Here is a 14662-nt window from a genome sequence, read left to right as displayed (position 1 = left end):
GGTCAAGGCGCGATACGAAATTAGTTTGGCCGCGCCGTTCGTCAGAAACGGCGCGAGGCCAAGCGTCACGCGGGGTAGCGGGGTTTGAAAAAAATTATTGCGCGTCGCCTGCGGCAATTTCTGCAGGATAGGTCGCACGCCATAGCTCAAAGCCACCGTCGAGGCTATAGACGTCGGAGAAACCCTGGCTCACCAGGTAGGCGGCCGCGCTTTGGCTGGAGTTGCCGTGGTAGCACGCGACGATGACCGGCGCGTCGAGGTCGGCGGCGCGGATGAAGTCGGCGATGTTGTGGTTGTCCAGGTGCTGGGCACCACTGATGTGGGCAGCGTTGTAGGTTGGCTGGTCGCGGATGTCTACAACCACCGCGCCTTGCTCGCGCAGGGCCTGGGCTTGCTCGGGAGGGATACGTTTGAATTCAGTCATGGCGGGCTCCTTTGGCCTGTATGAAAGCGCGGCTCAGCGCTTTGCCGTGGCCTGCAGTTGTTCGGGAATGGGCGAGTCGCACTGGCAGCTCGAGCGCTCGCCGGTGTCGACATTCATCAGGGTCATCGCGCCGCCCCACACGCAGCCGGTGTCGAGGGCGAATACACCGGGTTCATCGCATTTGCCTTCCAGGGCTGCCCAGTGGCCGAAGATGATCTTCGTTTCACGGGTCTTGCGCTCCTTGTGGGCGAACCAGGGCTTGTAGCCGGGCAGCGCAGTGTCGGCGCCTTCCTTGCTCTTGAGGTCCAGCTTGCCTTCGGCGGTGCAGAAACGCATGCGGGTGAAGTAGTTGGTGATCACCCGCAGGCGCGCGACGCCGGTCAGTTCGTTGTCCCACTTAACGGGTTCGTTGCCGTACATGCCATCCAGGTAAGCGGTGTACAGGTTGTCATCGGCCAGGGCTGCTTCGACTTCACTCGCGCACTTGAGGGCTTTCTTCAGCGTCCACTGGGGTGGAATGCCGGCATGCACCAAGGCGGTGTCGCGGCTCTCGTCGTAGTGCATGAGTTTTTGCCGGCGCAGCCAGTCAAGCAGCTCGGTGCGATCCGGCGCTTCGAGGATTTCCCGCAGGGTATCGCCCTTTTTCAGACGCTCGATGTTATTGCCGGCGGCCAGCAAGTGCAGGTCATGGTTGCCCAGTACGCACACCAGGGAGTCGCGCATGCCATAAAGGAAGCGCAGGGTTTCCAGGGATTGCGGGCCACGGTTGACCAGGTCGCCCACCAGCCACAGGCGATCCTTGGCCGGGTCAAAGGCCACACGCTCGAGCAGGCACTTGAGCGGTTCCAGGCAGCCTTGCAGGTCGCCGACGGCATACGTCGCCATCAGTGCAGGGCTCCAGGCACCGCGAGGCGGAACGGGGCGATGATGGCGTCGAAGTGTTTGCCGTCGTCGGCGAGCATCTGGTAGCTGCCTTGCATGTTGCCGACACGGGAGGTCATGACAGTGCCGCTGCTGTAGGTGTGGCTCTTGCCTGGGGCGATCAGCGGTTGTTGGCCGACCACGCCGGCGCCGCGTACTTCCTCGACCTGGCCGTCACCGTCGGTGATGACCCAGTGGCGCGACAGCAGCTTGGCAGGCAGCTCGCCGTTGTTTTGCACGGTAATGGTGTAGGCGAACGCAAAGCGGTTCTGCTCGGGTTGCGATTGTTCCGCCAGAAAGCGGGTGACGACGCTGACGTCGATCTGATAACGAGGATCGGACATGCAAGAGGCCTTAAAAGCAAAAGCGGGGGAACAGCGGATGCCGGTCAGTCTAGGCCCGTAGGCGCTGGCTTGCCAGCGATGGCGATCGTGAGTGCGCCATCGCCGGCAAGCCGGCTCCTACTATTTATTCAGCCACTGGCGCAGGCTGAATGGCGAGCTGGTCAGCCAGGCGCACGAAGGCGGCCAGGTCCAACTGCTCGGGGCGCAGGCTGCCGTCGACGCCGGCGGCCTCGATTTCAGCGTTGCTGAGCAAAGCCTTCAGCGTATTGCGCAAGGTCTTGCGGCGCTGGTTGAAGGCTTCGCGCACCACGCGCTCCAGCAACTTGTGATCTTTGGCCGGGTGTGGCAACACCGCGTGAGGCACCAGGCGCACGATGGCGGAGTCGACTTTCGGCGGGGGGTTGAACGCGCCAGGTCCGACGTTGAACAGGTGCTCTACGCGGCAATGGTACTGAACCATGATCGACAGGCGACCCCAGTCACCGCCTCCAGGACCCGCTGCCAGGCGCTCGACCACTTCCTTTTGCAGCATGAAGTGCATGTCGCGGATGATGCCGGCGTTGTTCAGCAGGTGAAAAATCAGCGGGGTGGAGATGTTGTATGGCAGGTTGCCGACCACCCGCAGGCTGTTGGGCGCTGCATTGAGGCTGGTGAAGTCGAACTTCAGCGCATCACCCTGGTGCAGGTTGAAATTGGGCATGCCGGCGAACTGCTGGTTGAGGATCGGGATCAGGTCCTTGTCCAACTCAACCACGTCCAGCTGGCCGCCGCTTTTCAGCAGGCCTTGGGTCAGGGCGCCCTGGCCCGGGCCGATTTCCAGCAGGCGGTCTTCGGGCTTGGCATGGATGGAACGCAGGATGCGATCGATCACGCCAGCGTCGTGCAGGAAGTTTTGCCCGAAACGCTTGCGCGCCCGGTGTTGGTAATGCTCGGTCATATACGGGTCTCGGCCATCTGATAGGCGGTTTCCAGGGCCACGTGCAGGCTGCCGGTATCGATCTTGCCGCTGCCTGCGAGGTCCAGGGCGGTGCCATGGTCGACGGAGGTGCGGATGATCGGCAGGCCCAGTGTCACGTTGACCGCGGCGCCGAAGCCTTTGTACTTCAGCACGGGCAGGCCCTGGTCATGGTACATCGCCAGCACTGCGTCGCAGTGCTCCAGATATTTGGGGGTAAACAGAGTGTCGGCAGGCAATGGGCCGCGCAGGTCCATGCCTTCAAGGCGCAGACGCTCCAGGGTTGGTTCGATGATGTCGATTTCTTCATGGCCCAGGTGGCCACCTTCACCGGCGTGGGGGTTGAGCCCACAGACCAGGATGCGTGGTTGGGCGATGCCGAACTTCTGTTGCAGGTCGGCGTGCAGGATGCGTGTTACACGCTCCAGTCGCTCGGGGGTAATGGCGTCGGCAATCTCGCGCAGGGGCAGGTGAGTGGTCACCAGCGCCACCCGCAGGTCGCCCGTTGCCAGCATCATCACCACTTGTTCGGTATGGGTCAGCTCAGCGAGGAATTCGGTATGACCGGAAAAGGCGATGCCTGATTCGTTGATCACACCCTTGTGTACCGGGGCGGTGATCATCCCGGCAAAATCCCCGTCGATGCAGCCCTGGCCGGCACGGGTCAGGGTTTCCAGGACGAAGGCAGCGTTGGCCTTGTCCAGTTGCCCGGCCACGACCTTGGTCGCCAGCGGGGTATCCCATACGTACAGGCTGTTGGCCGGTGCCGGCAGATCAGGCCAGTTGCCCGGGCCCACCGGCAGCAGATCGACAACCACACCCAGCTGCGCGGCCCGCTCAATGAGCAGGTCGCGGCTGGTAATGGCAATCAGGGGGTGTGGCTGGGGGTGCGAGGCGAGCAGCAGGCACAGGTCAGGACCAATGCCGGCCGGCTCGCCGGGTGTCAGTGCGAAACGCTTGGGTGTCACTGGGCTGCCTGGTCGGTGCCTGTTTGGTCGGCACCAGGAAGCTTGTTCTCTACGTAGGCTTCGTCACGGATCTGACGCAACCAGGTTTGCAGCTCTTCGTCGTATTTGCGGTTACGCAGTACGGTCAGGGCTTGCTGCTCGCGGGCCTGGGTGGTGTTGTCAGTGGCGCGACGGCCAAGGACTTCCAGCACGTGCCAGCCGTATTGGGTCTTGAACGGCTTGGACAGCACGCCTTGCGGGGTCTTGGCCATGACGTCCTGGAACTCTGGAACCAGTGCCTTCGGATCGATCCAGTTCAGATCGCCGCCGTTAAGCGCCGAACCCGGGTCTTCGGAATAGCTCTTCGCCAGTTCGCCGAAGTCTTCGCCCGCTTCGATGCGGTCATAGAGCTTCTGGGCCAGTTCCTTGGTTTGGGCTTCGGTACGGATCTCGCTTGGCTTGACCAGGATGTGACGAACGTGAACTTCGTCCTTCATCTGGGCTTCTTCGCCACCGCGCTTGCCGAGCAACTTGAGGATGATGAAACCGCCAGGCGTACGGGCAGGCTGGGTGATGCCACCAACTTCCATGGCACTCAGCTCGCGGTCGAACGGTGGTGGCAGTTGCGCGGCTTTACGCCAGCCCATGTCACCGCCTTCGAGGGCGTTGTCGCTGCCGGACTGGGCAATGGCCATCTGGGCAAAGTCGGCACCTTGCTTGAGACGGTCATAGATAGCCTGGGTTTTCGCTGCGGCAGCATTGAGCTGTTCAGCGTTGGCGCTGTCTGGCGTAGGCACCAGGATGTTCGCCAGGTGCAGTTCTTCGGAAAGCTGCATCTTGCCAAGGTCGGAGGCGAGGAAGTTCTTCACTTCCTGCTCGGACACCTGAATCCGTTCGGCCACGCGACGCTGACGTACACGGCTGATGATCATTTCCCGGCGAATCTGGTCACGGGCGTCCTCATAGGACAGGCCGTCGTGAGCCAGGGCTGCGCGGAACTGATCAACACTCATGTTGTTGCGCTGGGCGATGGTGCCGACAGCCTGGTTCAATTCTTCGTCGCTGATACGGATACCGGAGCGATCGCCGATCTGCAGTTGCAGGTTTTCAACGATCAGGCGTTCAAGCACCTGCTGGTCCAGCACGCTGGTCGGCGGTACGCCGCCGCCACGCTTGGCGATGGTTTGCTGAACTTCCTTGACCCGTTGGTCCAGTTGGCTCTGCATGATCACGTCGTTATCGACGATGGCCACTACCTTGTCCAGCGGTTGAACCGCAGCGTGAGCTGCGGCGGTACCCAGGAACAGCGCGCCCAGCATCAGCGGGCGCAGACAATCAGAAAGCTTGGTCTTCACGTTCACGATAACCTTCAATGCCTTTGTCGAGGAAGCTCTCTACCTTGGCGCCGGTCAGGCCGCCGAGTCCTTTAAGGACGATCTGGAAGAAGAGCCCGTGGTCACCCTTTTCGTTCAGCGGGGCGATCTGGCTGTATTCGTCGTTGGAAACCCAGTAACGGTTGATGACGCGCAGTTTCCAGCAGCAGTTGTCGTACTCGAAACCACCGAAGGCTTCCAGGGTACGGTTGCGGGCATAGTCATACTGCCAGCGGGTGATCAGGTTCCACTGCGGAACGATCGGCCACATCATCGAGAAGTCGTGTTGCTGGATTTTGTAGTAATCCTTCACGAAGTTGTCGGTGCCCGGAGTGCCGTAGTCACCACCAAACTGCCATTTGCCGGTCAGCTGGTTGTACACCACCTGGTCGTTGCGATAGCGGTAGCCGACGTTGATAACCTTGTTCGGGTTGTCTTCCGGCTGATAGTGGAACATCGCGCTGCCGGAGCGTGGGCTGTGGCTTTCCGGGTCCCAGTTGTAATCGGCAGTGGCGCGCCAGTCACGGTTGAAGCGGAACTCGTAGTCCAGGGCGATTGGCGAAACATCAGACTGTGCGTCCGCACGGTCCGAGGCCAGGATGCCCGGCAGTTGAACTTCGCGGTTCTTGAAGTACACGGCCTCGCCGATGCTGACGCGTTGGCGTTCGAAGCCGTTTTCTTCGATCCAGCGGCTGGTCACGCCCAGGGACAGTTTGTTCTCGTCGCCGATGCGGTCAGTACCGCTGAAGCGGTTGTCACGGAACAGCGACGCGTAGCTGAACGAGTACTCACCGCTGTCGAATACCGGGATATCGCTCTGGTCCTTGTTCGGTACATACAGGTAGTACGCACGAGGCTCCAGAGTTTGACGGTAGTCTTTGCCGAACAAGTTGGTGTTGCGGTCGAAGTACAGGCCGCTGTCGATGCTGGCAATCGGAATTGCACGGTCTTGCGAGCTTTTGAAGGTGCCACCGGCATAAGGGTTGGCTGCAGTTGACGCGGCTTGCGCTGCGATAATCTGGTTTTTGCCGATGCTGTCCAAATCAAGATCGTACTTGGTATAGACGTACTTCAACTTTGGCGTAATAAAACCGTAGGTCCAGTTCATCGGGTAGTCGACTGCCGGCGCAACGTTCAGGCGAGTACCGTTTGCACGGGTCAGGCCGGTTACGTAGGTGTCGAGCCGCGGCGATACGAGCCCGTTTTCATCCGTGAAGCTTCCGTTCTCCAAGTCCCGATCAAAGCGTACGGCTTCGGTCTCGTAGGTGAAGTTCACCCCGCCTGGATGGTACGGCAGCGTGCCGTTGAAGGTGATCTGTGGCAAGCGGTCATACGGCGTGATCTGGGAGATCGTTGCCAGCTGGTACGCCTGCAGGTTCAGCTTCGCCTGGAAGGTATCACCGCGGTAGGTCACCGAACCTTGCTGGTTCACGTAGTCCTGGCTCTTGATCCCTTCCTGATAGGACTTCAGATCCTGGAAGTAATAAGGGTCGCTGATGTTGGTGTAGTCGACCTGAGTCAGTACACGCGAGTCCAGCCCGCCCTTGTGCTGCCAGTTGATCATGTAGCGATCTTTTTCGTAGTCGGTCTGGCCTTTACGCTCGCTGCTGTCGTCGTTCAGGTACGCGCCGCCGAACTGGCCTTCGCTGGACTTGGTGAGGTAGCGGAATTCGCCTTCCATCAACAGGCCGCGCTTGGTCATGTATTGCGGGTACAACGTGGCGTCGTAGTTTGGCGCCAGGTTGAAGTAGTACGGCGTAACCAACGTGAAGCCAGTCTCGCCACCGGTGCTGAAGCTCGGCGGCAGGAAGCCGGATTGACGACGGTTGTCGATCGGGAAGTAGATGTACGGGGTGTAAAGGATCGGAATGTCCTTGACCCGCAACGTCACGTTGGTCGCGGTACCGAAACCGGTGGCCGGGTTGAGCGTGATGTTGTTGCCCTTGAGCTGCCAGGCGTTGCTGTTCGGCTCGCAGGTGGTGTACGTACCGTCCTTGAGACGGATGATCGCGTTTTCGGCACGCTTGGCGTACAGGGCGTTACCGCGGATGCGCGATTTGTGCATCACGTATTCGGCGTTGTCGACCTTGGCGGCGCCGGTGTCCAGCTGGACTTCAGCATGGTCGCCCACCAGCAGGGCACCGTTGTCGCGCAGACGGACGTTGCCGTTCAGCTCGCCACGGTTCTCGGCCTGGTACAGGTTGGCCTCGTCGGCCTCGACCTGCATGCTGCCCTGGCGCATGACGACGTCACCGGCCAGGGAAGCAACTTGTTGTTCCTGCTCGTAACGAGAGACCTTGGCGCCGATGAAGGTCGGCGCGTCGCTCTTGTTCGTCTTGTCGTTCATGCCAGGACGGATCGGCTCGATGTACGCGCCGGAGCAGTACGGGCCGGTTTCGGCCAGTTGTGCGGCGGTGAGCTTCTCGCGAGGGACCCAGTCCAGGTGGCTGTAGTCGGCGCTGCGCGAACGCAGGCCGCGGCCCTTGGCTTCGGTGACCAGAGCGGTCTGCGGCACGGCCTCGGCGGCGCCGCCGGACTCGCCTTGCGGCGTGCCACTGGCAGAGCTGACGGCACTGCCGTCATGCACCGGGCGCGGTGGCAGCGGGGCTGCGGCCGTTTTCGGCGCGCAATCCCAGGCACCCGAAGCAGAGACTGAGCAGTCATACTGTTCCGCGGCGACCACGAATGAGGTGGCGAAAGGTTGCATGGCCAGCAGACTGCCGGTTACCAGCAACGGAAATTTTCTACGAAACGCGGGGGATTTCAATGCCATCTTATTAGTCCGGGCTTCCTGCGTGCCATCTGCCCGCGGTGTGGGCCGCACGCCTCTCGATGGTCTGAAAAAGATGCGTGATAATAAAGCATGACCCGCTTGACGGCTAGCGCCGTCGGAGACCCTTGTAATGCCCGACCAAGATCTACGTTTGCAACAGCTGAAAGTCTGGCTTGATGAGCAATTGCCAGGCCTCTTTACCACCCAGGGCTGGGGTGTCGTACCCCCGGCCACGTTGACTGCGGCCAGCAGTGACGCGAGTTTCAGGCGTTACTTCCGGTGGGAGGGAGGAGGTCGCAGTTTTGTCGTGATGGACGCTCCACCCCCCCAGGAAAACTGCAAACCTTTCGTCGATATCGCTCATTTACTCGGTCAATCGGGAATAAATGTTCCGAAAATTTATGCGCAAGATCTGCTTCGCGGCTTTCTTTTGCTGAACGACCTGGGGAAAAAAACCTATCTGGACGTGATTACGGCTGAAAATGCCGATCAATTGTTCGCCGATGCCATCGACGCATTGCTGGCTTTCCAGCAATTGCCGATGGAAGCCCCGTTGCCCAGTTATGACGTCGCGCTGTTGCGTCGGGAGCTGGAATTGTTTCCTGAATGGTACGTTCGCCGGGAGCTGGGCATCGAGTTTGACGCCCGGCAGCTTGGCCTGTGGCAACGCGTCAGCGAACACCTGATTGACAGCGCCCTGGCCCAGCCCAAGGTCCTGGTGCATCGCGACTATATGCCGCGCAATCTGATGATCAGCGAGCCGAATCCCGGCGTGCTGGACTTCCAGGATGCGGTCTACGGCCCGGTGACCTACGACATCACGTGCCTGTTCAAGGACGCCTTCCTCAGTTGGCCGCAGGCCCGCGTGCGGGAATGGCAGCGCGGTTACTGGCAGCGCGCCGGCGCGCTGGGTATCCCGGTGCAGGCGGACTTCGAGGAGTTCCTGCGGGCCAGCGACCTGATGGGCGTGCAGCGTCACCTCAAGGTGATCGGCATCTTTGCGCGCATCTGCCACCGCGATGGCAAGCCGCGCTACCTGGCGGACGTGCCGCGCTTCTTCGCTTATATAGAGGCGGTGCTCGCGGACCGGCCAGAGTTGAGCGAACTGGGTGAATTGCTGGCGAGCCTGCGCGTCGAGGCGGTGGTATGAAGGCCATGATCCTGGCCGCCGGCAAAGGTGAGCGGATGCGCCCGCTGACCTTGCACACGCCCAAGCCGCTGATCCAGGCCGGCGGCAAGCGCCTGATCGAGTACCACCTCGAGGCGCTGGCGAAAGCAGGCTTTACCGAGATCGTCATCAATCATGCGTGGCTCGGCCAGCAGATCGAAGGCTATCTGGGCGATGGCTCGCAGTACGGCGTACGCATCCAGTATTCGGCCGAAGGCGAACCGCTGGAAACCGGTGGCGGGATCTTCAAGGCCTTGCCGCTGTTGGGGAACGAACCGTTCCTGGTGGTCAATGGCGACATCTGGACCGACTACGACTTCGCCAGCCTCCACCAGCCACTGAATGGGCTGGCCCACCTGGTGATGGTCGACAACCCGCCGCACCATCCGTCCGGTGGTGATTTCTACCTGAAGGACGGCGCGCTTCATGATGCCGCCGCCGGTGCCGATAACCTGACCTTCAGTGGCATTTCCGTACTCCACCCCCAGCTGTTCGCGGGTTGCAGTGCGGGTGCCTTCAAGCTGGCGCCGCTGTTGCGTGACGCCATGGCGAAAGGGTTGGTGACGGGGGAACACATGAACGGACGCTGGATCGATGTCGGGACGCTGGAGCGTCTGGCGCAAGTCGAAACCCTGCTGACAGCGGGGCACTAGGATGTTGTGGCCAGGGACTCTGATTGGAGCCGGGGCGGGCTTTGCCATTGCCAGCATTCCGGGGGCCATGTTGGGCGCACTGCTGGGCCAGGCGCTGGACCGGCGCCTGGAACTGCAAAGCTGGGCCCAGTTACGCGAGCGCCTTGGCGGCCGGCCGGCGTTGCGCAATGACGAACTGCTGTTCGTGTTGCTCGGTCGCCTGGCCAAGAGCAACGGCCGGGTGGTGGACGGGCATATCCAGCAGGCGCGCCAGGAAATGCGCTGGCTGGACATGGCCGAGCCGGCCCAGCGCCGTGCGATTGCCGCGTTCAATCGAGGTAAATCCGGCTCGGACCGGGTACGCAGTTACCTGGGCGTGCTCAAGGCCCAGCCCCATGCGGCGGAAGGTGTGCTGCGTGCCTGTTGGCGCATGGCCTGGGCGGACGGCAAGGCCAGTACGGCCGAGCGCGAGTTGATTGAACAATGGGGCAAATGGCTGGGTTGGACGGTCCAGCAGATCCAGGCGCTGGCGGCTGACTATGAGCCGGAGCGCAAGCCGTTGGCCAATCGTGGCGGGGCTTATCAGGAGGCGTTGCGGATTCTGGGGGTGACGTCGACCACCGAACCTTCGGTGATCAAGCGCGCTTACCGGCGCCTGCTGAGCCGGCACCACCCGGACAAGATTGCCGGCAGTGGCGCCAGTCCAGCCCAGGTGCGGGAGGCGACCGAACGTACCCGCGAGCTGCACAACGCCTACGCGCTGATTCGCGAAAGGCGAGACTTTCGCTAACAGAATCATCAGGCGCTGCTTTTTTATGGTGTAAACCGGATCAATTGTGGGAGCGGGCTTGCTCGCGAATGCGGTGAGTCAGTCACTGCATCTGTTACTGATCCACCGCATTCGCGAGCAAGCCCGCTCCCACATTTTGTTCTCCAGTGTTTTTGAGATTTACGATCAGTCTCCGGGATTTTGCGGGCTCAGCCACCCGCGAATCCGCCGGTACAGCTGCTCTTGCCCTGCCTGGCTGTTATCGGGGAGGGCCTTCAACGACACCTGCTTGTAGCTGTCATTCTTCAAACGCTTGCTGGCCTGGGAACGTTCCTGGGCCGCTTTGCGTGCCTGGGCGTTGTCCTGGTAGAAAAAGTCTGCCGTGGCCAGCTTCAGTTTCGGTGCCAGTTGTTGCAGGTCCGGGGCACGGCCCGCCGGGGTCTGCGCGGCCACCATGACAAATTTCTGCACCTGCGCCGGTTGTTTTTCACTCAGGTAACGCGCGGCCCACCAGGCGCCGGTGCCGTGGCCGAGCAATACGACGCTGCGGGCATTCTGGGTCTGGGCGAAGGCGAGGGCGGCGTCAATGCGCGCGAAGATTCGCGTGGCGTCGGTCTTGTCTTGTTCATCGGTGCCGGGAACCACGGCCGGGTCAGTGCCTTCCGCTTCGGCGCTGGCGGCTTGCTCCACGGGTTTGGCGACGGTGCTGGCGTCTTTGCTGCTGGTCTCCACGGTCGCCTTGGGCGATTCGATGACGCGGGGTGGCAAGGTGTCCAGGGTCAGGTCCGGCAGCGACAAGCTCAGGGTGCCCCAGGAGGCGTCCGGCAATTTCTTGCGCAACGGCGCGATTGCTTGAGGCCAGTCAGCACTTTCGCCGTTGCCCGGGACGATAATCACCACGCCTTCAGGCTCACCGCTGTTGGCCGGCTTCCACAAAGCCAGGAAAGAATCGCTGCCCGCCTGCAACTGTTGTTGTTCCTGCTGCGGGATTTGTCGTTCCAGGGCGTTGGCTTCTTCCTGGCTGCGCTCCGGCAAGGGCTGGCGCACCACTGGCTTTTCCGGGGCGGGAGCGGGAGTGTCGGCGGCCTCGACACAAAAGGCGCTGGTAAACAGCAGCGACAGGCACAATGCTGGCAGTGCCGAGCGGTGGGAAAGTGGCATCGTTGATTTCCGGCCAGAAGTGATTCCGGCAGCCTAATGGGTTGGTCAGTATTTGTCAGTGATATGAGACGTGGATCATGGGTTTTCGCTACCTGCTGGTTATCGGCTGTATATGCTTTCCCTTGATTGCGGGCGCCGTGCCTGCGCCTGCCACTCACCAGGCGCAGCTCGATGCCGGCCAGCGCGAATGGCTCGAACAGCATCCCGACCTGCGGGTCGGGCTGGTGTTACAGGCGCCTTATGCCCAATACGATCGGCGCTTGCAGCGGCTGTCCGGGGCCAACGTCGAATTGATGCAGTGGCTGGCCAAGGCGCTGAATATCGAACTGACCTGGCGCAACTTTCCCAATCAGGAGCAACTGGAGGCGGCGGTGCGTGACGGCGAGGTCGACCTTGCCCCCGGCCTGCTGCAAACCCCGGCCGGCCTGCGCCTGTGGTTGTTCTCCGATCCGTATATGCGGGTGCCCCAGCACATTGTCGGGGTTCGTGATGGCAGCACCGCAGTCGACCTGGAGAAACTCGACGACCAATCCCGCGTCGCCGTGCGCATGCCCAGCGCAGTGGCGGATTACCTGCGCAGCACCTACCCGAGCCTCAACCTGCAAGGCGTGCCCATGGAGCGCCAGGCCCTGCAATTGCTGGTGAGCCAGCAGGCGCGGTATGCGGTGGTGGATGAGGCGCAATTGAGCCGGTTGTCGGGCGAAACCGAGTTCGCCGGCCTTGCCGTGGTCGGCGATATCGGCCTGCCGCAATTGCTGCGGGTGGCCACGCGGCGCGACTGGCCCGAGCTGGCCGATATCATGCAAAGCGGCTTGCGCGCGATTCCCGCTCGTGATCTGGACCAGTTGCACAGCCGCTGGCTGCAGCCCAAATACCCACGGGTGACCGAGTCCCCCGGCTTCTGGCAAAACCTCACGTTGCTGCTGGGCCTGCTATTGCTCGCCAGCCTGGCCGTGGTGTTCTGGCAGCGCCGCCAGCAACGCGGCCTGGAGCATAATCTGCTGGCCGCCCGCGAAGAAAGCGCCGCCCGCGCCGCCGGTGCCGAAGCCTTGCGCCTGACCCAGTTCTCCATCGACCAAAGCACCGTCGGTATCCTCTGGGTCAATTGGGACAGCCATGTGCGCTACGCCAATCAGGCGGCGGAAACCATGCTCGGCTACGCCCCCGGCGCCCTGATCGAACGCCCGCTGATCGAATTCGACCCGACGCTGACCATGGACCGCTGGCTCAACCTGTGGAAGCGCGCCCGGGCCAGCGAAGACGGGCCACAGAGTTTTGCCACCAATTGCCTGCGCGCCGATGGCAGCGTATTGCCAGCCGATGTGTCCCTGAGTTTCCTGCGCTTTGCCGACGGCGAATACCTGGTGGTCTACCTCAACGATGTCACCGAGCGTCGCCGGGCCCTCGCGGCGTTGCAGGAAAGTGAGGCGCGGCTGCAAGGGATCGCCGCCAATGTGCCGGGGCTGGTGTTTCGCCTGGAGCGCTTGCCGCGCAGCGAGGCGATCGAGTTTGCCTACATCAGCCAGGGCAGCGAGGGCCTGGTGGGGTACGCGCCGGAAGTGCTCAGCCATCCGGCCATGGGCATTCGCAGCCTGGTGCATCCCGACGACCGCGCCAGTTATCACCGCACCCAAGACCAGGCCATCGAGACGGAGAGCAACTGGGCCTGGCAGGGCCGCATCCTGACCCGCCTGGGCGAGCAGCGCTGGGCCGATATCAAGGCCGTGACCCGGCGCCTGGAAGACGGCGCCGTGGTTTGGGACGGAATTGTCTGGGACATCAGCGAGAGCAAGCGCATCGAGCTGGAGCTGGACGCCTCCCGCGCGCAATTGCGGGAATTGTCGGCCCACCTGGAAACCGTGCGCGAGGAAGAGAAGGCCCGCATCGCCCGGGAAGTGCACGACGAGTTGGGGCAGATGCTCACCGTGCTCAAGCTGGAGACCTCGATGTGCGAGCTGACCTACGCGCAACTGGATCCCGGCCTGCACGAGCGGCTGAACAGCATGAAGCGCCTGATCGCCCAACTGTTCCAACTGGTGCGCGACGTGGCTACTGCCCTGCGCCCGCCGATTCTCGACGCCGGGATTGCCTCGGCAATCGAATGGCAAGCCCGGCGTTTCGAGGCCCGCACGCAGATTCCGTGCCTGGTGCAGGTGCCGGATAATCTGCCGGCGCTGAGCGACGCCAAGGCCATCGGCCTGTTCCGCATCCTGCAAGAGGCACTGACCAATGTGATGCGCCATGCCCAGGCGCATACTGTCGAGCTGACGCTGGTGGTGGAGGGCGCGCACTTGCGCCTGACCATCAGCGACGACGGTGCAGGTTTCGTCCAGGCTCCCGGGCGCCCGGTATCGTTTGGCCTGGTTGGCATGCGCGAGCGGGTGCTGATCATGGGCGGGCAGTTGAGCCTGGACAGCGCATTGGGCGAAGGCACCACCCTGAGTGTGACGGTGCCGCTGGATTGATAACCAAAAGAAGAGGACATCCACAGTGATCCGTGTACTGGTAGCTGAAGACCACACCATCGTTCGCGAAGGCATCAAGCAACTGATCGGCCTGGCCAAGGACCTGCTGGTGGTGGGCGAGGCGAGCAATGGCGAGCAGTTGCTGGAAACCCTGCGCCACGTGCCTTGCGAGGTGGTGTTGCTGGACATCTCGATGCCTGGCGTCAACGGCCTGGAAGCCATCCCGCGGATCCGTGCGCTGAACAATCCCCCGGCGATCCTGGTGCTGTCGATGCACGACGAAGCGCAAATGGCCGCCCGTGCGCTGAAGGTCGGTGCCGCCGGCTATGCCACCAAGGACAGCGACCCGGCGCTGCTGCTGACCGCGATCCGCAAGGTCGCGGCGGGCGGGCGGTACATCGACCCGGACCTGGCCGACCGCATGGTCTTCGAAGTCGGCCTCACCGATTCCCGCCCATTGCACTCGTTGTTGTCGGAGCGCGAGTTCTCGGTATTCGAGCGCCTGGCCCAGGGCGCCAACGTCAACGACATTGCCCAGCAGTTGGCGTTGAGCAGCAAGACCATCAGTACCCACAAGGCGCGCCTGATGCAAAAGCTCAATATCACCTCCCTGGCGGAACTGGTGAAGTACGCCATGGAGCACAAACTCCTATAGCGGCATACCTGTTTGCGACTACCTGCCGAGCGTCGCGCTGCCCGGTCTTGCTGCTTGTAGCGTAGGGTTTGTAAC

13 protein-coding genes are annotated in these 14662 nt (G+C 62.2%); 5 read left to right on the top strand and 8 right to left on the bottom strand.

Annotated features, from left to right (window positions below):
- Positions 1–94: 94 nt before the first annotated feature.
- The 7 genes from glpE to HX824_RS07330 all read right to left on the bottom strand — a co-directional run bounded on the left by glpE (position 95) and on the right by HX824_RS07330 (position 7737).
- Entirely contained in the window at positions 95–424 is a 330-nt protein-coding gene (gene glpE / locus HX824_RS07360) for a thiosulfate sulfurtransferase GlpE (RefSeq protein ID WP_008434417.1), read from the bottom strand.
- A gap of 33 nt (positions 425–457) precedes the next feature.
- A complete protein-coding gene (locus HX824_RS07355; protein WP_008434419.1) occupies positions 458–1309 on the bottom strand; it encodes a symmetrical bis(5'-nucleosyl)-tetraphosphatase in 852 nt (283 codons plus the stop codon).
- Positions 1309–1689, bottom strand: coding sequence for a Co2+/Mg2+ efflux protein ApaG (gene apaG / locus HX824_RS07350; RefSeq protein ID WP_003210996.1), 381 nt, complete (start codon positions 1687–1689; stop codon positions 1309–1311). The genes HX824_RS07355 and apaG overlap by 1 nt, the downstream gene beginning before the upstream one ends.
- A gap of 124 nt (positions 1690–1813) precedes the next feature.
- On the bottom strand, positions 1814–2626 hold the full coding sequence (rsmA, locus tag HX824_RS07345) for a 16S rRNA (adenine(1518)-N(6)/adenine(1519)-N(6))-dimethyltransferase RsmA (RefSeq protein WP_003210994.1): 813 nt from the start codon (positions 2624–2626) through the stop codon (positions 1814–1816).
- Complete coding sequence (pdxA, locus tag HX824_RS07340) at positions 2623–3612, bottom strand: 4-hydroxythreonine-4-phosphate dehydrogenase PdxA (protein ID WP_003210992.1); 990 nt, start codon at positions 3610–3612, stop codon at positions 2623–2625. Before pdxA ends, rsmA begins: the two co-directional genes overlap by 4 nt.
- Positions 3609–4946, bottom strand: coding sequence for a peptidylprolyl isomerase (locus HX824_RS07335; protein WP_003210991.1), 1338 nt, complete (start codon positions 4944–4946; stop codon positions 3609–3611). Before HX824_RS07335 ends, pdxA begins: the two co-directional genes overlap by 4 nt.
- Complete coding sequence (locus HX824_RS07330) at positions 4927–7737, bottom strand: LPS-assembly protein LptD (protein WP_177054392.1); 2811 nt, start codon at positions 7735–7737, stop codon at positions 4927–4929. The genes HX824_RS07335 and HX824_RS07330 overlap by 20 nt, the downstream gene beginning before the upstream one ends.
- A 130-nt stretch (positions 7738–7867) precedes the next feature.
- On the opposite strand from HX824_RS07330, the gene HX824_RS07325 reads away from it, so the two are divergent.
- From HX824_RS07325 to HX824_RS07315, 3 genes are read left to right on the top strand one after another with little or no spacing between them, the layout of a single operon-like run.
- The gene (locus HX824_RS07325; RefSeq protein ID WP_008434428.1) at positions 7868–8887 is read left to right on the top strand and encodes an aminoglycoside phosphotransferase family protein; all 1020 of its coding nucleotides are present in this window, start codon (positions 7868–7870) and stop codon (positions 8885–8887) included.
- The gene (gene murU / locus HX824_RS07320) at positions 8884–9558 is read left to right on the top strand and encodes an N-acetylmuramate alpha-1-phosphate uridylyltransferase MurU (RefSeq protein ID WP_177054391.1); all 675 of its coding nucleotides are present in this window, start codon (positions 8884–8886) and stop codon (positions 9556–9558) included. The genes HX824_RS07325 and murU overlap by 4 nt, the downstream gene beginning before the upstream one ends.
- 1 nt (position 9559) lies before the next feature.
- Positions 9560–10327 (top strand): TerB family tellurite resistance protein, encoded by a 768-nt coding sequence (locus HX824_RS07315; protein WP_177054390.1) that lies wholly within the window; start codon positions 9560–9562, stop codon positions 10325–10327.
- Between the two features lie 165 nt (positions 10328–10492).
- On the opposite strand, the gene HX824_RS07310 is transcribed toward HX824_RS07315, so the two are convergent.
- Positions 10493–11467, bottom strand: coding sequence for an alpha/beta hydrolase family protein (locus HX824_RS07310; protein ID WP_102370012.1), 975 nt, complete (start codon positions 11465–11467; stop codon positions 10493–10495).
- A 77-nt stretch (positions 11468–11544) separates the two neighbouring features.
- On the opposite strand from HX824_RS07310, the gene HX824_RS07305 reads away from it, so the two are divergent.
- Together HX824_RS07305 and HX824_RS07300 are read left to right on the top strand one after the other, a co-directional pair.
- The gene (locus HX824_RS07305) at positions 11545–13932 is read left to right on the top strand and encodes a PAS domain S-box protein (RefSeq protein ID WP_008434435.1); all 2388 of its coding nucleotides are present in this window, start codon (positions 11545–11547) and stop codon (positions 13930–13932) included.
- A gap of 25 nt (positions 13933–13957) precedes the next feature.
- Entirely contained in the window at positions 13958–14587 is a 630-nt protein-coding gene (locus HX824_RS07300) for a response regulator transcription factor (RefSeq protein WP_003210977.1), read from the top strand.
- Positions 14588–14662 lie beyond the last annotated feature (75 nt).

The sequence above is a fragment of the Pseudomonas sp. D4002 genome (genome assembly GCF_013385665.1).
Classification (GTDB): Bacteria; Pseudomonadota; Gammaproteobacteria; order Pseudomonadales; family Pseudomonadaceae; genus Aquipseudomonas.
Note: the sequence above shows the minus strand (reverse complement) of the source record. Positions and strands in the feature narration are given on the sequence as shown.